The sequence below is a fragment of the Solwaraspora sp. WMMA2101 genome (assembly GCF_049179175.1).
Classification (GTDB): Bacteria; Actinomycetota; Actinomycetes; order Mycobacteriales; family Micromonosporaceae; genus Micromonospora_E.
Genome location: NZ_JBMHMA010000006.1, coordinates 5,722,189 through 5,739,943, shown reverse-complemented (window position 1 = coordinate 5,739,943; position 17,755 = coordinate 5,722,189). Strand labels below are relative to the sequence as shown.

Below are 17,755 nucleotides of genomic sequence, written 5' to 3'. Positions count from 1 at the left end.
GTGACCCCCGACCTCGACCTCAGCGCTGCCGTCTGGCGCAAGAGCAGGAAGTCATCCACGAACGGTGGCTGCGTCGAGGTCGCCAACCTGGGTCAGGCGTACGCGCTCCGCGACTCCAAGAACCCGGACGGTCCGGTCCTGATCTTCACCCCCGAGGAGTGGGACTGCTTCCTCGACGGCGCAGAAAAGGGCGAGTTCCGCCAGCTCTGACCGCGACCTGCGGACGAACTACCCGCAGTGGCAGACACCGTGCCGGCGAGCCAGCTGCACCACCGGCCAGCCCGTACGTGTCAGCGTCGCCAATGATCATCCGCCGCGCACAGCTCAGCGACATCGACGTCATCATGAGCTGGCGACGCGAACGGGAAGCGTGGCTCGCAGCCCGGGCAGAAGACCAGTGGTCGATCCCACTGCCCCGGTCCGCCATCGCCGCGACCGTGTCCGCCGGGCAAACCTGGATGGTCTCCGATGGTAAAACCCCGGCCGCAACCATCACCCTCACCGCCTACGTCGACGTCGACGGGCTCTGGAAACCGGACCGCGACCCCGAAGCCCTCTGGTACCCCGAGGACGACCCCGCAGACGCGCTCTACGCCGCGAAGATGATGCTCCCGCTTGAACGAGCCGGCGACGGCATCGGCACCGAGCTGCTCGATTGGGCCGCCGGCCGAGCATACGACGCCGGCCTCACCTGGCTACGCCTCGACGCATGGACCACAAACCCACGACTGCACAACTACTACCGTCGACAGGGATTCCGACACGTCCGCACCATCTCCACCTGCGTCAGCGGAGCCTGCTTCCAACGCCCCGCCCAGCCTTACGAACCCCGGCCGCCGACTCAAACTGACACTGGCACAATCTATCGAGCTTGAGCAATTAGGATCGCAATTCTTTCACGAACATCTTCGCCCGTCGTCCAAAATTTCACAAACGAAGGAACTCCGCCGTTCAATAGATTCCATACATCTGCTGCGTAGACCATAGCCGAATCACCAGCGAGCCAGTAGGAATGAAGCCCGGAAGCCTCCGACACAAACTCCAGTCCCAGCCCTTCTTCGGCGCGGAGCACCTCTATAGCCATCAGCGCAGTTCCGCTATTCAAATAGAGTTGACCCTCGAGACCTAGCGCATCAGCAACCGAGAACATCGCATCACATTCGATCAGACAGTCAAGGCCGCCGAACTCCTTCACCCCAGAACAATCCAAACCAATCTCGACCGCTCCATCGATCTTGACGGAAGCACCAACCGGGCTTCCCGTTTCTACCGCGTACGATATCTCCAGTTCCTCATCCACGCCTTCAGGATCACAAGATGGGGCAAAAATGACCTCAGACTGGAAAAACCCACTTGCATAGGAGAGGCCGCCATACCGCGCCTGCAAGCGATCCAGCAGATCCACTATCGCGTCGTTCGAGTCACCATAGATCTTCCAATTTCTCGCCGAAGAGCATCTCCGGTCAAACCTCTTTTAAAGTCAACCCGTCGCGACAACGTCCGAAGAAAACGGACCGCGCGCCCAGAGAGCCCCGCAGGCGAGTCAACAATGTAAGCGCTTACCGTCGCGCTCATGGCGCACCTCTCGATCTGATGCCCGGCGCCGAAAGAAGGCGACTGCATGACTGGAAGGGTGCCAATAACCTGCCCCTACGCGATCCAGCACTACCCCATCGACGCCGCACCTCGGCGTTCCGGGTTCTGCGTCACCTGACCCGCACCCAACCCACACCAATTAAGAACCGTTACCATTGCTCACCCAGAAAACCTGGGACTACTTAACACAGAACGACCAGGTTTGGATCAGTGGATCGCCGGGATCAGCACGACCGCCTCTTCCGTCAACTCGCTATATCGAACTTCAGGAAGAGGCACTTCACACTGAACACTATGAACAACTTTACGCAAAAATTTAAAAGCGCTTGTTATTGAATGGTCCGCCAGAATTTCCCGTTCCCAGACACCTTCCCCTCGGGAAATCAGAATATCCTCATCTCGGTACTGCAACGAGCCCACCAGAGGATCAAGTGAATACTGGATCCATATACCCTTGCATGAATCAACAACCGAGGAGGCAGCAAGGCCAGCGTCAATACATGTTAGTGCGGCTTGCGCATACGTGCTCCACGGAGAGTCAAGGTCATGTCCATGCGGTACTGATCCCATCAACCGCCCCCTCAATGCCGCATGATCTTGACCTGCCGATCGACCCAGAACGTAATTCTCCACCTTGGCGATCGCAGCTTGCGCCTCAGGGAAAACCCACTGGCCATATGTACGTGTTTCAACGAGATCCAATAGGGGCGCCAGCCCCCTCCCACAAACCGCAAAGACGGTAGCCTTTCCACGTGACGGCAAGGTTGAGACCTCATCGGCCAGGCACTTGATCTCGGCGCGCAGGCCGCCTTCGTTAAAGATTGTCATCCGTGTTCGATCCCGCGATCCGTCAGTTGCCGAGCACAGTTATGTTCAGCCGGACCACATGGTGTCCGGGCATCCGTTCCCACCCGCTTTAGGGGCCACATTGATCCATCATTATCGGCGATCAAGTTTTCCTCCGCATGCCTGCCTCGACGACTCGGTACACGGCGAATACCCAACGCATCCGCCGCAGCAGCCTGTCCAGCGTCAAATCCATTGCTAGATCCAGCGACCAGATTACCTGCCTCGTCCTGCCCCACAGCGATCACACGTTGGTTGACTGCTGCAGGATGGTCACCCGCTTCGCGAATCTGCTGTGCATAGCCCTTGAGCGTCGGTACATCACACGACGCGTTGTTGTTGTGGACGAGGACCGGGTGGTCGCCGGCGAGTACATGGTACGTGTGGGTGTGGGCGACTGTCAGGTCGCGCATCTCCCGTTGGTCGCGGCGTGTCTGGACCGATACGACGGTGGCCTCGCCGCGGCCGGCTACCCGCAGCTTGGCACCCGGCTTGAGGTCGCCGGCGTCGATCCACGTCTGCCGGTTGTCGTCCCAGAAGGGGTGGTTCGGTGTCGTCTCCACCACGGTGGAGGTGCCGTCGCTGGTGCGGACCTGGACGTCGGTGAGTTCGTGGTCGGTGTTGCGGTGTAGTTGGGTGACGGGTTTCGGCGACGATGTGCCGGACACCGGGTCGGTGGCCACGACCTGGTCGCCGATGTTGATGTCGGTGATGGGGCGGGTGGTGCCGTCGGCCATCAGGACGCGGGTGTCGGGGGCGAAGCTGTGTGTACGGCATCCCGGACCTGATCCACCGCCGGCGGTGCTGCCGCCGCGTCCCGGTGGAGCCCGCGCGGGGCCTGCACCGCCGCCCTTGCGGCCGATCAGGTTGAGTCCCGGCACCGTCCCGAGGGCGGCGGCTTTGAGGTCGACGCGTCCGGTGGTGGCGGCCTGGGAGATGACGTCGGAGATGCCGTTCTCCACCGCGTCGCTGGCCAGCCGGGCGGTCACTCCGGAGCCGGCCTTGGCGGCGATCGCCGTGCCGACCTTCGCCGCGATCGCCCCACCGGCACCACCGGCCAGGCCCATGATCGCCCCCGTACCGAGCGAACCGAGCGCGTCACCGACGGAGTGGATGTCGCCCTGCGCCACATCCTTCGCCAGGTTGATCAACGCACCCGCACCCACCATGCACGCCACCGCACCCGCACCGGCGGTCACCGCCGTGCACGCCAACCCGGCCACGACCGCACCGGCGATCGCGGCGACCTCCAGGATGGTGTCCTTGTGCTCCACCACCCACTTCTTGGTGGCGTTCGCCGCGTCCTTCACCACGCTGACGGTCTTCTTCACCACCCGGGTCGCTTTCGCGGCGACCTTCTTCGCCGCCTGTTTGACCTGGGCGACTTTCTGTTTCACCTTCTGTTTCGCCTTGGCGACCTTTTTCGCCACGTACTTCTTGGCCTGGTTGACTTTCTTCTTGACCGTCTTCTTCGCCTTGGCGTAGGTCTTCTTGACCTTGTTCTTGACCTTGGCGGCCTTGGCTTTGACCTGGTTGACCTTCTTCTTCGCGGCGGTGGTGACCTTCCTCGCCGCGGTCTTGGTGACCTTCTTCGCCTTCTGGTAGGCGGCGCTGCCGTAACTCGACACGCTGGACACCGCCCGGCGGGTGACGCTGGACACCTTCGACGTCGCCTTCGACGCCAGCTTCGCCGCCGCCTTCAACGGGTTGCCCCAGTGCCCGGTCGGGTCGATCGTCGTCAACGGGGTGCCGTCGCCGTACTGGTAGCGGTTCGCGGCGATCGAGTCCGGCAGCGGGCTGTTCGCGGCGGTGTCGCGGGTGTCGAACTGGCCGGTGTCGGTGTTGTACCAGCGGGCGTGCATGTTCACCCGCGACGTGGCCGCGTCGGTCCACTCCGACTGGTAGCCCAGACTCCCCACGATTCCGGTGCTGGCGAGGACCTTGCCGAGCGGGTCGTACGTGGTCGCTCCGGCGAGGGTGGTGCCGGTCGTCGTGAACTGGCCGACCACGTCGGTGTGCAGATCCGTCCACACCAGCCGCTGCGTGCCACCCGCCGTACCGGCGACGACTTCACCCGACGGCCCCCGCACATACGTCGCCGTGTCGTCGGCCGCCAGGTCGTTACCGACCCCGGTGTACGCGAACCCCGGCCGCACCGCCCGACCCAACGCGTCGTAGTCGTAGGTACGGGCCGGCCCACCACCGCTCACCTGCTGGCTGTGCACCTGACCGAACGCGTCGGCGGTCGTGGCGACGGTGCCGGCGGCGGCGAGGGTGCCACGAGCCGTGTACGTGTACGCCGTACCGTCGGCGGTCAGCAACCGGTTCCGCTGGTCGTAGCTGAACAGCTTGCTGCCGTTCTGCACCCGGTTACCGGACTTGTCGTACGCGTACACCACCGTCGCCGAGCCGTTGTTCCACGACGTCAACCGGTCCGCCAGGTCGTAGCTGTAGGTGTTGGTGACGGCGGCACCACCGAATCCGGTGGTCGTCTTCGAGACCAGGTTGTCGTTGGCGTCCCAGCCGTAGCCGATCGCCGCGATCTGCGTACCGCCGGAGGTTTTCAGCGTGTCGCCGGTGAGCCGGTGCTGGGCGTCGAAGCTGAACTGGCGACGGTTGCCGGTCCCGCCGTAGGTGATCTGCGAGACCTGCGACAACGCGTTGTACGTGTACCCCATCGCCACGCCGGCGGTCGGGTTGGTCAGGCTGGCCAGCCGCCCGGCGGTGTCGTAGCCGTAGCTGGTGGTGCCGGCCGCGTCCTGCCGGCTGGCCAGCTGCCCGGCGGCGTTGTAGGTGAACGACGAGTTGCCGACCGGGCCGCTGATCGACAGCGGCAGGTCCCGGTCGTCGTAGCTGATCGTGTTGGTGCCGCCGCCACCGGAGAACTCGGTCATCCGGCCACCGAGGTCGTAGTCGAAGACCCGGTCCACGGTGGTCGCTTCCGCGCCAGCGCCTTCCTGGCGCAGCAGCTGGCCCATCTCGTCGTACTCGCTGCTGATGGTGACCCCGCCGGGCAGGTACTGGGTCACCGGTCGGCCGGCGGCGTCGTAGGCGACGCTGAACGTGCGGTCGGCCGCCGACGGGTGCGCCGTGGTGGACGGCTCGATCTGCTTCTCCGGCAGATGCCACGGGTTGTAGCCGGTCCAGAACACGTTGCCGCGTCCGTCGGTGAACCGGGTCCGGTTGCCGGACAGGTCGTAGCCGAAGGTGGTGACGATCTCGTCGGAGCCGGAGATCGGCTGGGTGTGCCGGGTCAACGCGCCGGTGGCATCGTACTCGAAGGTGGCGGTCGTGCCGCGCGCGTCGGTGGCTGCGACGACGTTGCCGGCCCGGTCGTAGCCGGTGGTCTCCACCGACAGCTGGGTGCCGGCCGCGTTGTGGACGGCGGTGGCGAGGACCCGGCCGGTCAGGTCGTAGCTGGTCGTCGTGTACGTGTCGTCGGGCAGGGTGGTGCGCACCGCCCGGCCGGCCCCGTCGTAGGCGTACCGGGTGATGTTGCCGGCCCCGTCGGTGACGGCCAGCGGCTGCCCGACGGCGTTGTACGTCGCGGCGGTGGTCACCCCGGTCGGGCCGGTCACCTGGGCGAGCCGGCCCCCCGGCCCGTAGCTGTACGTGGTGGTGTGGTTGGTGCCGGTCTGCCGGACCACGTCGGTGCTGGTCACCTGCCGGCCCAGGTAGTCGTAGGTGGAGGTGGCGACCGCGCCGGTCGGGTCGGTGGTGGACAGCAGGTCACCGGCGAGGTTGTACGTGTAGCGGGTGGTGCCGTCGTTCGGGGTGACCACCTTGGTCAGCCGGCCCAGCTGGTCGTAGGTGTACTCGGTGGTCTCGCCGAACGGGTCGGTCACCGAGGCCAACTGCCCCGACGCGTCGTAGCTGTGGGTGATCTCCGGGGTGATCGGGGTGGTCGACCCCGGCGGGGTGTACGCCGGCAGCTGCTCGCCGACCGCCCGACCGTCGGCGTCGTAGCTGGTCACCGACCAGTTGCCGGACGGGTCGAGGGTGTCGGTGACCTCCCCGAACGTGTTGTAGCCGACCCAGGAGACCGCGTTTGCCAGCACCGGTGACGGGCTGTCGACCGACTGGGCGTACGCCGCCGGCGCGGTCGTCTTGACCGCGTTGCCGTCCTCGTCGTAGGTGACGTACGTGGTGTGGCTGTTCGCGTCGGTGACCGCGACGACCTCGCCGTTGTCGTCGACCCGGTAGCTTTCCCGGACCACGTGGGCGTCAGCGGCGGGCGCGGTGCCGCCGTGCACGGCGGCGACCTCGGCGGGCGTCAACGCCTTCTGGTACGCCTGCACGTCGCTGATCTCGCCGGGCCAGTAGTTGTCGCGCAGACCGTTCCACTTGCCGGCGCCGATGACCAGCGGGCCACGGGCGGTGAACGGCCGGGCCACGGCGGAGCTGCCCTGCGCGGTGCCGTTGACGTAGAGGGTCATGGTGCCGGCGGCGGCGTCGTACACCCCGGCCAGGTGGGTCCAGGTGTTCACCGCCGGCGTGCTGGTCGACCGTACGGTGGTGCTGGTCGGGTTGGTCACGTCGACGCCGATGGTGCGGAACCGCCACCGGTTGGTCGGCTGGTCGTAGGTCAGGTCGAAGGCGTCCTGCTGGTCACCGGGTGCGGAGATCGCCTTGCGGAGTGCACCGTTGTCGGCCAGGTACAGCCAGCCGGTGACGGTGAAGCTGCGGCCGGTGTCGATCGCCGGGCTGTCGGTCTCGATGACCGAGCTGGTGCCGTTGAAGCCGGCGGCACCGCCGTGGCCGGTCGTCCAGGTGCCGTCGGCGACCGTGCCGGGGTTGTTGCCGGCCGAGTCGGCGGCCCGGCCGCCGGTGGTCTCGTCGAGCCGCCAGCGGGCCACCGGGGTCAGCGCCGTCGACGGGTACTCGGTGTCGGCGATGACCTCGCCGGCCGGGTCGTACAGGGTTTCGGAGAAGCCGACCGTGGCACCACCGGCGTCGGTCTGCCGCTCGGTGACCACGTTGTCGTCGGCGTCGTAGCCGTAGTGGGTGGTGCGCTTGAGTCCGTCCGGGTCGACGGTGGTCGACGTCTGCCGCCCGGCGGCGTCGAACGTGTGCGTGACGACCGTGGCGCCGTCGTCGCTGACCTCACGGACCAGGTTGCCGGCCGCGTCGTACTCATTCGACTCGACCACGAACGACGAGGTGCCGTCGGTGCGGACGACCTCGGCGATCAGCCCGTTGTCGGTGTACGTGTACTCGGTGGTCCAGCCCATCGGGTCGGTCTCGGCCGCGAGCCGCCCGGCCGGGTCGTACGACTTCGCCGAGATCAGCACGTCGGTGGCGGGCTGCGGGTCGTCCGGGTCGCCGGTGAAGCCGACCACCGTCGTGGTCAGCAGGTTGCCTTCGGCGTCGTACTCATTGGTGGTGACGCCGCCGTCGTGGTCGGTCTCGGTGACGACCCGGCCGTACGCGTCGTAGCCGAGGGTGGTGACCGTGCCGCCGGGGGTGGTGGAGGTGACCTGCTGGCCGTACTGGTTGTAGGTGTGCTGCTCGGTGCGGGGCGAGTCGCCGCCGGTCAGGTCGGCGGTGGTCTCGGTGAGGACGTTGCCGTCGGCGTCGTAGCCGTAGGTGGTGCGGGCGGTGTGCACCGCGCCGGTGACCCGGTTGGTGACCGCCGGGGCGGTCTCGGTCGCCACCCGGCCGGCGGCGTCGTAGGTGTAGGTCGTGGTCAGCCCGGCCGGGAAGGTGTCGCTGAGCTCCGTCTCGGTCAGGGTGCGACCCAACCCGTCGTACGTGAACCGGGTGACCTTGCCGCCCGGGTCGGTGACCTGGGCGAGGTCGCCGTTGGCGTAGTACTCGACGGTCTGCACCGCGCCGCCCGGGGTGGTGACCCGGGTCGGCAGGCCCGCCGGGGCGATCCCACCGCCGTACGCGGGGGTGCTGGTGCCGTCGGTGTAGCCGGTGGTGGTGACCCGGCCCAGCGGGTCGGTGATGGTCGTCTGGTTGCCCCGGGTGTCGTAGGCGTACGACGTGCGGTACGTGTTGTCGGTCTCCGAGGTCGACCGGCCGTCGCGGACGGTGAGCAGCAGGTCGTTGCGGGCGTCCGGGGTCAGCGTCGTGGTCGTCGCGTCCGGATAGTAGGTGTAGTACACCGACGAGCATTTGTTCGCCGACTGGTCCTGACAGCTGACGCTCTGCTTGGTGTTGCCGCGGACGTCCTGGAACGTCTGCGACCACACGCCACGGGGGTCGTAGACGAGACTGCTGTAGCCGCCGACGTCGTAGCCGAACTTGGTGACGTTGCCGAGCGCGTCGGTCTGCGCCACCGGCCGGCCGCCGTTGACCAGGTCGTAGCTGTAGGACACCGTTTCGCCGGTGGGTCCGGTGACCGCGATCTGCGACACCGGCATCGGGATCGCGGTGGCCACCCCGGAGATCATCGTGATGGCGACCGGCGCGGTCTGCTGCGACGCGGCGTAGTGGGCGGTGACCTGCGCCTGGCTGAGCTCGCTGGTGAAGAAGGCCGCTTCGGCGATCTGCCCCGGGAAGTAGCTGACCGATCCCGACAGCGACGGCCAGGTGCCCGGGGTAAGCCCGGCGCCGAGGTAGGCGTGCGCTGCGGTCGTGGCCTGACCGGCCAGGTTCAGTGTGCCGACGAGGTCTCCGTCGAGGTACATCCGCTGGGTGCTGCCGGACAGGGTCAACGCGACGTGGTGCCAACTGCCGTCCCGGACACTGCCGGCGGTGGTGATCGGCGGGTTGGTGCCCAGACACCAGCACCATTTGCCGCGCAGTTTGCCGTCGGCCCCGACGTAGAGCGCCGGAATCCGTTCGCCGCCGGCGACACCGCTGCTGATCGAGTTGGTCTGGAAGCTGTAGAGGATGCTGCCGGCGGTGCTGGCCGTGGGCATCTTGAACCACATCGACACCGACGCCGGACCGGTGCCGACGATGCGTTCCGGCGGCAACTCGACGTACGAGTCGCTGCCGTTGAAGGAAGCGGCGGTGGCACCGGCGAACGGACCCGCCGCCCCGAGGGTCACCTGGTTGAAGGTGGCGACGCCCCCGTCGACCTGGTTGACCGCCTCGGTGGCCGACACCTCGCCGAACCGCCAGTAGTCGGCCGGTTTGGCACCGAGCACCGACGCGGCGTACACGTCGGCGCTGCCGGCCACCGTCGGGGTGCCCATCGTCCAGACACCGCCGTTCTCGTCGGTGACGGTGGCGACCCGGCCGGTGCTGCCCTGGTAGGTGACCTGTGCGGTGACACCGCCGGACGGCCGGGTCACCTGCGACAGCACCGGATGGGTGCGGGTGCCGGCGGTGTGCAGCGCGGCGACGGTCGCCGCCGGCAACGCCTGGTTGTGGAACGCCACATCGGAGATCGAGCCGGAGAAGTAGCTGGCCGCCGCCGGGCTGACCCCGCTGTTCTGGTGGCCCGGCCAGTTGCCGCCGATGAAGCCGGCACCGACGTGGATGTTGTCGGCGTTGTCGGGCAACTGCATGATGATGCCGCCGAGGCTGCCCTGGGCGACGCCGTCGAGGTACAGGGTCTGGGTGCTGCCGGCCCCGGCCAGCGCCACGTGGTGCCAGTTGCCGTCGTTGACCGGCGCGGCGGTGGTGATCGCGGCGGCGGCGTTGCCCTGCCAGAACTGTCCCCGCAGCTTGCCGTCACTGCCGACGTACAGGGCCGGCACGTAGGTGGTGGGCGTGGTGCCGGCGGTGACCGGCGCCGCGCTGTAACCGAACAGCACCCCGTTGACGGCGGTGGTCCGGAACCACATGCTGACCGTCTGGTACTGGCCGTCCGCGACCAGGTCACCCGGCAACTGCAGGTACGACGAGGTGCCGTCGAACGCGGCGACGGTGGCCGTCGAACCGGGGCGGGTCGCCGGCTGGCCGAGGTTGACGGCGGCGTACCGGGCGTTGTCGATGCCGGCGTTGGCGAGGACGGCGCTGCGGGCCACGCTCGCCCCGGACGGCTCCGACAGCGGCCAGTACGAGTACGGTCCGGTGTCCAGCACGGTGTTGGCGTACGCGGAGATGCTGGTGTGCTGATAGCCGTGACAGGCGCTCGGGCCGGTCGGCGGACAGACCTGCACCAGGGTGTCGTCAGGCCCGTAGCCGTACTGCCAGGTCTCGGCGCTGGCCGGGATGCCCGGCTGTGCCGGGTCGGTGGCGACGGTCGCGACGTGCGGGTGGGCCGAGCCGGCCGGGGTGGACCAGGTCAGCCACAGCGACCGGCCGGCGGCGCTGACGATCCGGCTGGCCAGTCCGTTGGTGTACTCGATGGTCAGGGTGCGACCGTTGGCGTCGGTCACCGCGGTCAGCCGGAACACTCCGCCGCCGGCGGACTGCCCGAACGTGTAGACCGAGGCGTCCTTGTCGGTCAGGGTGTAGCCGATCAGGGTCGAGCCGCTGCGGGTCTCGGTGAAGGTGGCGAACCGGCCGGACGGGGCGGTGAAGGTGCCGTTGGCGTTGCGGCCGAACGCGATGTCCTGCCCGGTCGGGTAGGTGACCAGCACCGACTGGACGCTGCCGGCGGCGTCGGGCACGGCGGTGGCGCGTACGTCGAGCAGACTCGACCAGCCGGTGCCGAAGGCCGACGTACGCCGGGTGTCCAGGCTGTTGTAGTTGCGGGTGATGGTCAGCGACGGGCCGACGGTGGCGACGGTCGCGTCGGTCGCCGAGGTGGTGTAGTTGCCGATGCCCGGGTCGTAGCCCTTGCCGGCGTTCTGGCTGAGGTTGCTGGCCAGGGTGGGTTGCGGTACGCCGGTCGTGAACGCGTACGCCGGGTAGACGGCGCTGTAGCCGGCCTTGTCGTAGACCCGGACCGTGTACAGGTAGGTCTTGTTCCAGGCCAGGGTGCCGGTCGGCACCCGCCACGACGGGCTGGCCACCCAGCCGGAGTTGGCCACGGTCGTGGTCCCGGTGGCGTCGTAGACGACGTAGTTGTAGGTGAACCCCTTGTTCGGCCAGTTGTCCGGGTCCTTGGCCCGCACCAGCAGTTCCGGGGTGAGCGTCGGGGTGACCGCGTTGTTCGCCGGGTAGCGGACGTTGACCTGCGGCGCGACGTTGTTGGTGTAGGTCAGTTCGACGTACGGCTTGTAGGCGCCGCCGCCGTAGTTGGCGGAGGTGAACCGCTTCCAGCCGTCCGAGTCGGTCTCCGAGGCGGTCAGCGCCAGACCTTCGTTGACGCCGCCGGTGGACCAGTCGTTGAAGGTGGCGACGTTGAGCGGCACCGTCACCCATTTGCCGATACTGCGGACACCGTCGCTGTTCTGGCAGGACGGGTAGTTGTTGGTGACGGTCAGCGAGCCGATCGGGGCGGAGATGTCCGGCCCGGGGTGGCTGGCCGTGGACAGGTTCGCGACCGTCCACGCCTGGTTGACCCGGTGCACGTTGAAGGCCCGATGCTCCGTGCAGCTGTAGGTCCAGGTCAGGTAGAGCTTCAGGTTGGCGGCGGTGATCCGCTTGCCGAGGAAGCCGTCGTCGTCGAACTCGTCGAAGTGGATGAACGAGCGGGCCTTGACCCCGCCACCGTCGTAGGTGCCGACCGGCAGGTTGTCGCCGTTGTGGTTGGTGGTGAGGGTGTCGCTGTCGACGTACACGTCGCCGGTGGTGCCGGTGGTGGCGGTCGGGTCCACCCGGACCGGGTAGACCCGGGCCGGGTCGTCGAGCCAGGCCCGGTCGGCGGTGACCTGCAGTGCCTGGCCGCCGTCGGGCAGCTCGACGATGGCGAAGTCGACGTCGGGTGACTGCGCGGGTGCGCCGGACTGCGGGTGGACGTTGCTGTCCTCCATGAAGCCACGCGGGAACCAGGCGCGTGGCGTACCTCCGGAGTCGACCAGCTCCACCCAACCTTCGGCGGTGAGCCGAGGGGTCAGGCCGGTCAGGTTCAGCGGGAACGTCCAGGTCGACTGGGCCTGCGGTGAATGCAGGATCAGGGTCTCCTTGAGCCCGGCGTCGAACGTGATCAACTCGAGGTCGGTGTGCGGCAGGATGCCCCGGTAGGTGGCGGTGTTGCCGTCGACCTCGGCGTCGACGTCGGCCGCGCCGGACAGCTCGTAGGCGACGCGTTGCCCGCCGGGCAGCGCCAGCACACCCAGGTCGGTGTCCCCGGTGGCGTCGGCGACGCTGACCTGCAGGCTGTTCGCCCGCATGTGCAGCCGACCGTCGGCACGCCTGACCAGGCCCGTGTCGATCGGGCGCCAACTGCCGTCCCCGGCCCGGTAGTTGACCGGCCGGCTGTAGGTGCGCACCGTGGTCGACCCGTCGGCGTTGTCGTACACGTCGGTCCGGGCGGTGGCTTCGCTGGCGTCCCGGCGGCTGGTCGCCGCGTCGAAGCCGGGCTCGGCGACACCGGTCGGGGTGGTCGGGACCGCCGGGTCGTGCGGCTGGTACGGCGGCAGCGTGCCGGCCACCTGGTCGGCGGCCCGACCGGCACCGCCGTCGGCGTCGGTCGCGTCAGCCGGGACGTGATGGTCACCGGTGAACGGTGCCGGTCCGGCCATCGCCGGCGCACCGAGCGCGGCCGCCGCAGCCGACCACAGCGGACGGGTCGCCGTCCATGACCAGAGCCAGGAGACCGGCCAGTTGTCGGCCGGCACGGCACCGGCCGGCACGGCGACGGTCAGCCCGAACAGCAGCAGCGTGACGATGGCGATCCGACGGGACGCACGACCGATGGCACGGCGCATGGCCGCCCTCCCCCGTGTACCGAGAACTGTCCGACATCGATCATGCCGACGTCGGACAGTCTCCGATGGCACATGCGGAGCGCACAAGCATCCGTACGGAGGGTTGACCACACATCGCCGTCGGCGATTTAATCCCCGGCTCAGCCGATAGCCCGGTCGCCGACCGAGTCCTCAGCCCGGTCCCCGACCGAGTCCTCAGCTCAGTCCTCGGCCGGGTCACCGACTGCCGCGTCCACCAGTTCCCGGATCCGCTGCTGCAGCACCGCATCGTCGGTCTCGGTCACCACGGTCACGTTGCCGGCGTCGACCGCCGACGATCCATCATCGACCAACACGAAGCTGGCCTGCGGGTAGCGGGCGGCGTCGCGGACCGTCGCCGCCACCGGCCCCTCGCCCACCGCGAGAATCAGTTCACACCCGCTGCTGGCGAGGCTGGCGAGATAGCCGGCCGCGTTGTCGGCGGTCTGCGGGCCGTCGACTTCGAGGAACTGCACCCTGGCCAGCGTCCGCAGCGACGACTCCTGCATTGCGGCCCACACCGGCGCGGCGGCCGGGTCGGTCACCCCGGCCGAGCCGGTGAGCAGGCATACGGTGACGTCCCGGTACTCGCGGGCCCGAGGCTCAGCCGGATCGTCCGGCCACAGCGCCGCCACCAGCACCGCCAGAACGACGACGACCAGCGCGGCAATGACAGCGAGTAGTACGATCCGGGCCCGCCGTCCACTCAGGCGACCCGGTGTCGGCTGGCGGTCTCGACCGCCCACACGCTTCGGCACGGTCGCACCCTACCCGTCGGCAACCGCCGCTCCGCCGCACTGCTGCCGGATGAGACACGACCCTGGGCGGGTGCGGCGACGTACGACCCGCTCGGGAAGGTGGTGGCGAGTACCGGGGTGATCGGGAGTCTGGGGTTCCAGTCGGAGTGGACCGACGCGGTGACGTCGCGGGTGAACATGCATGCCCGCTGGTACAACACCGACACCGGGCAGTTCGACACCCGTGACACGGCCAGCAACGGTCCGGTGCCGGACTCGATCGCGGCGAACCGGTACCAGTACGGCGACGGGACGCCGTTGACGACGATCGACCCGACGGGGCACTGGGGGAACCCGTTCAAGGCGGCGGCGAAGGCGGTGTCGAAGGCGACGTCGAAGGTGTCGAGCGCGACCCGCCGGGCGGTGTCGAGCGTGTCGAGTTACAGCAGCGCCGCCTACCAGAAGGCGAAGACCGTCACGAAGGCCGCTGCGGTCAAGACGAAGGTGAAGAAGACCGTCAGCGTGGTGAAGGACGCGGCGAACGCCACGAAGAAGTGGGTGGTGGAGCACAAGGACACGATCCTGGAGGTCGCCGCGATCGCGGGTGCGGTGGTGGCCGGGCTGGCGTGTACGGCCGTCACTGCTGGTGTGGGTGCGGTGGCCTGCATGGTCGGTGCCGGGGCGTTGATCAACCTGGCGAAGGATGTGGCGCAGGGCGACATCCACCCGGTCGGTGACGCTCTCGGCTCCCTCACCACCGGTGTGTACCAAAGTTGGCAGCGGGTGCCTACGCACCTCGTCGCGCAGGCACCCGTACCGCAGGTCATTTCACCGCGCGGATGTCCTGGATGACGCCGTACCCGTCTGCGTTGTGTGTCACCTGGTGGGGGCCGAATACGTCCTGGAGGGCCTGGTCGAGGTGCCCACCCGGGTTGATGGTCCCCAGACCCGCACGGATGACCACCCGCCCACCCGCCTGCAGCAGCCGGTGCGCGGCTCGCACTGCGGTCAGGCACCAGCCGCGGTTGGCGAACAGCGGGCCGGGCAGGTTCTCGAAGAATATGACGGAGAATCTGCCGCCCGGCAGGTCCTCGGTGTGGTCGGCGACCCAGAAGTCGCCGACCCGGTGCGGCCCCTGGGCGTGATTGACGTCGATCGTGTAACTCAGGTGTGCAGGAATGAAGATGTCGGCGTGAGTGTTCGGATTCCCGAGCGGAATCCGGTGCCCGGGAAGCTGGTTTCCACCGACGTTGACGACATGGGTGGTCCCACATCCGACAATGATGATCGGCTCGTTGTTGTAAGGCAGATTGTCGACTGCGGGCATGAGGGCAGGCTGCATGGTGACCTCCGGGCTCTGAATGGACGCAGGCCAACGCTATGCCGAATCCCACCCGACCCCTACTGTCTGTCCGGGACCGGTCACACAAATGCCCTCAATGCACGATGTGTCGAGTCCTGGGACCGGGTTCCCCTGGCGAAGGACCCTGTCCGTCAGCGCTGTGCTCCGACACCACCGATGGTCGGCCCGGCCGGCCACAGTGCAGCCAGGTCGGCGGGGGCCAGCGGCCCTCGGTACGCGGCCCGCAGCACGGCCGTACGGGCGGCCGGACCACCGGTGTCGGCCAGTGCGACGAACCAGTCGATGCCCGCCGGGTACGCCCACAGGTACGACCGCAGTTGCGGGTCGACGCTGCGGTCGGCCAACGCGTTGCCGATCTCCTCGTCGGTCCAGAACGGCACCCGCTGTTGCGCCCACCGCACACAGTCGGCCACCGGCACGCCGTCGTTGACCGCCCGGTGCAGACCGGCCCGGACCAGCTGGGTGTAGTGCGCCAGCCGGACCCGCGCCACCGCCGGGGCGTCGTCGCCGATGACGAACAGCGGTAACGCCTGTGCCAGCCCTTCCAGCAGCACCTGGGTGTCGGTGTGCACCGACAGCAGGCGTACCGCGCCGTCGTCGACGGCGGTCCACCGCGCGTACCAGCTGGCCGACTGCAGGGCGTGGCCGAGCACTTCGTGCAGCGCGAACACCCGCGCCTGGGTCTCGGTGAACTCGGCGCGGTGCCGGTTGAGCCGCAGCCGGGCGGCCGTGCCGGCGCCGTCGAGCCAGTACGACCAGTAGGCGTCGACCTCGACCTGTTCGATCGTCAACTGGTAGGGCGCGTCGGTGCCGGTCGCCGCCCGTACCAGTGGTTCCAGGTCGGTCGCGGCCTGCTCGATGGCGTCGGCGGCGTCCTGGCCGCGCAGCCGACCCTCGACCCGGGTGAGGTGGGTGAGGGTCCGGTCGTCCCAGTCGACGTCGAGGTCGGCCAGGCAGGCGCGGGCCCGGTCGCCGACCTGCGCGAGGTGGTCCTCGGTCCAGCCGGCGGCGGAGCAGCCCTGGGTGCGCCGTACGTAGTCGGCCAGCGGCTGCCGCTCCCCCAGCATCGCGGCCAGGTAGGCGCGGTCGGCGGCGACGCGGGTCCGCAGCCGGGTGTCGGCCCGGCAGGCCGGCTCGTCGGCGATGGCGGTCAGTTCGGCCAGTACGGCGACCCGGCTGGTGGCCGGCGGCGGCGCGGCAGGGTCGGGCTGCGGTGGCCCGGCCCGGTCGGGCTGTGCTGGACAGCAGTCGTAGTCGATCACCGGGGTGGTGCCGCGTCGCCGTTCGTAGCCGTCCCAGGCGCGCAGCGTCGCTTCGATCCGGTCCCGCACCGCTGTCGTCGTCATGGTCCCCATCCTGTCGCACCGCGACCGGGCGGCAGCTGGGCACAGCGGATCCACAGGGACGGCACAGCGGGCTGCTGGGGCGGGCGGCCAGGGTTGGTCACAGCCAAGGCACGACACCGATGACATGTCGTCGTCACGAACGGAGAAAACGGATGCAGCGCGACCCCCGCCGGGACGGCACCGCACGGTACGAAGGCCGGCCGTTGCCCAGGCCGGACGAGGAACTCGTCGACCAGGGCCTCGGCTTCGACCTCGGCACCCTGATGGGCCGCCGGCAGATCCTGCGGGCCTTCGGCCTGGGCGCGGCGACCCTCGGGCTCGCCGCCTGCGGCAGCACCGCCGCCAGCAGCGGCAGCAGCGGTTCGACTGCGGCCGCCGCCGCGACGTCGGCCGGTGAGATCCCGGACGAGACCGCCGGGCCGTACCCCGGTGACGGATCCAACGGCCCCGACGTCCTGGAGCAGAGCGGTGTCGTGCGCAGCGACATCCGGTCCAGCTTCGGCGACGCCGACGGTACGGCCGAAGGGGTGCCGCTGACCCTGGAGTTGACCATCACCGACCTGACGGGCGGCGGTACGCCCTTCGCCGGCACCGCCGTCTACGTCTGGCACTGCGACCGCGAGGGCCGCTACTCGATGTACTCCGACGGCATCACCGACCAGAACTACCTGCGCGGCGTACAGATCACCGACGACGCCGGCAAGGTCAGCTTCACCACGATCTTCCCCGGCTGCTACTCCGGCCGTTGGCCGCACATCCACTTCGAGGTCTACCCCGACGAGGCCAGCATCACCGACGCGGCCAACGCCATCGCCACCTCGCAGGTCGCGTTGCCGCAGGACGTCTGCGACACCGTGTACGCCGAGTCCGGCTACGACGCCTCGGTCGGCAACCTGGCCCAGATCACTCTGGAGTCGGACAACGTCTTCGGTGACGACGGTGGCGTCCTGCAGCTGGCCACCGTCACCGGGGACGTCTCCGGCGGCTACGCCGCCGCGCTCACCGTGGCGGTCGACACGACCACCACGCCGAGCAGCGGCTCCGCCCCGTCAGGCGGTGGCGGGCCGGCGGGTGACGGTGGTCCGGCGGGTGGCGGCGAGGGCGGGCCGGGCGGTACGCCGCCCAGCGGTGCCCCGGGTGGTCCCGGCGGGGCCCCGCCGAGTGGTGCTCCGGCCTGATGGGTGTCCGCCG

At 68.7% G+C, this 17,755-nt stretch carries 10 protein-coding genes; 4 read left to right on the top strand and 6 right to left on the bottom strand.

Translation table 11 applies throughout. The features are described from left to right. Entirely contained in the window at window positions 1-210 is a 210-nt protein-coding gene (locus tag ACN28F_RS27155; protein ID WP_282231513.1) for a DUF397 domain-containing protein, read from the top strand. A 92-nt stretch (window positions 211-302) separates the two neighbouring features. Further along, complete coding sequence (locus ACN28F_RS27150; protein ID WP_421360303.1) at window positions 303-875, top strand: GNAT family N-acetyltransferase; 573 nt, start codon at window positions 303-305, stop codon at window positions 873-875. Here the strand turns inward: ACN28F_RS27150 and ACN28F_RS27145 are convergent. From ACN28F_RS27145 to ACN28F_RS27130, 4 genes are all read right to left on the bottom strand, one after another. After that, window positions 863-1,405 (bottom strand): hypothetical protein, encoded by a 543-nt coding sequence (locus ACN28F_RS27145; protein ID WP_421360301.1) that lies wholly within the window; start codon window positions 1,403-1,405, stop codon window positions 863-865. The two genes, ACN28F_RS27150 and ACN28F_RS27145, sit on opposite strands and share 13 nt — an antisense overlap. Before the next feature lie 398 nt (window positions 1,406-1,803). Beyond that, window positions 1,804-2,424 (bottom strand): hypothetical protein, encoded by a 621-nt coding sequence (locus ACN28F_RS27140; protein WP_421360299.1) that lies wholly within the window; start codon window positions 2,422-2,424, stop codon window positions 1,804-1,806. Next, window positions 2,421-13,100, bottom strand: a complete 10,680-nt coding sequence (locus ACN28F_RS27135) for a LamG-like jellyroll fold domain-containing protein (protein ID WP_421360297.1) — start codon at window positions 13,098-13,100, stop codon at window positions 2,421-2,423. Before ACN28F_RS27135 ends, ACN28F_RS27140 begins: the two co-directional genes overlap by 4 nt. Window positions 13,101-13,300: 200 nt before the next feature. Then, window positions 13,301-13,876 (bottom strand): hypothetical protein, encoded by a 576-nt coding sequence (locus ACN28F_RS27130; RefSeq protein WP_289210666.1) that lies wholly within the window; start codon window positions 13,874-13,876, stop codon window positions 13,301-13,303. Here ACN28F_RS27130 and ACN28F_RS27125 point away from each other — a divergent pair. Beyond that, a complete protein-coding gene (locus tag ACN28F_RS27125; protein ID WP_353850568.1) occupies window positions 13,844-14,707 on the top strand; it encodes an RHS repeat-associated core domain-containing protein in 864 nt (287 codons plus the stop codon). The two genes, ACN28F_RS27130 and ACN28F_RS27125, sit on opposite strands and share 33 nt — an antisense overlap. On the opposite strand, the gene ACN28F_RS27120 is transcribed toward ACN28F_RS27125, so the two are convergent. Further along, on the bottom strand, window positions 14,679-15,182 hold the full coding sequence (locus tag ACN28F_RS27120) for a hypothetical protein (protein WP_289210665.1): 504 nt from the start codon (window positions 15,180-15,182) through the stop codon (window positions 14,679-14,681). The two genes, ACN28F_RS27125 and ACN28F_RS27120, sit on opposite strands and share 29 nt — an antisense overlap. 167 nt (window positions 15,183-15,349) lie before the next feature. Further along, window positions 15,350-16,564: a hypothetical protein gene (locus ACN28F_RS27115; protein ID WP_289210664.1), complete on the bottom strand. Its 1,215-nt coding sequence runs from the start codon at window positions 16,562-16,564 to the stop codon at window positions 15,350-15,352. A 152-nt stretch (window positions 16,565-16,716) separates the two neighbouring features. On the opposite strand from ACN28F_RS27115, the gene ACN28F_RS27110 reads away from it, so the two are divergent. After that, window positions 16,717-17,742: an intradiol ring-cleavage dioxygenase gene (locus ACN28F_RS27110; protein ID WP_421360294.1), complete on the top strand. Its 1,026-nt coding sequence runs from the start codon at window positions 16,717-16,719 to the stop codon at window positions 17,740-17,742. Window positions 17,743-17,755 lie beyond the last annotated feature (13 nt).

Bases quoted from the DNA above. Each gene is read 5' to 3' on its own strand.
- ACN28F_RS27140 (WP_421360299.1), bottom strand. From the start codon at position 2,424: ATGACAATCTTTAACGAAGGCGGCCTGCGCGCCGAGATCAAGTGCCTG.
- ACN28F_RS27120 (WP_289210665.1), bottom strand. From the start codon at position 15,182: ATGCCCGCAGTCGACAATCTGCCTTACAACAACGAGCCGATCATCATT.
- ACN28F_RS27110 (WP_421360294.1), top strand. From the start codon at position 16,717: ATGCAGCGCGACCCCCGCCGGGACGGCACCGCACGGTACGAAGGCCGG.
- ACN28F_RS27115 (WP_289210664.1), bottom strand. From the start codon at position 16,564: ATGACGACGACAGCGGTGCGGGACCGGATCGAAGCGACGCTGCGCGCC.
- ACN28F_RS27150 (WP_421360303.1), top strand. From the start codon at position 303: ATGATCATCCGCCGCGCACAGCTCAGCGACATCGACGTCATCATGAGC.
- ACN28F_RS27135 (WP_421360297.1), bottom strand. From the start codon at position 13,100: ATGCGCCGTGCCATCGGTCGTGCGTCCCGTCGGATCGCCATCGTCACG.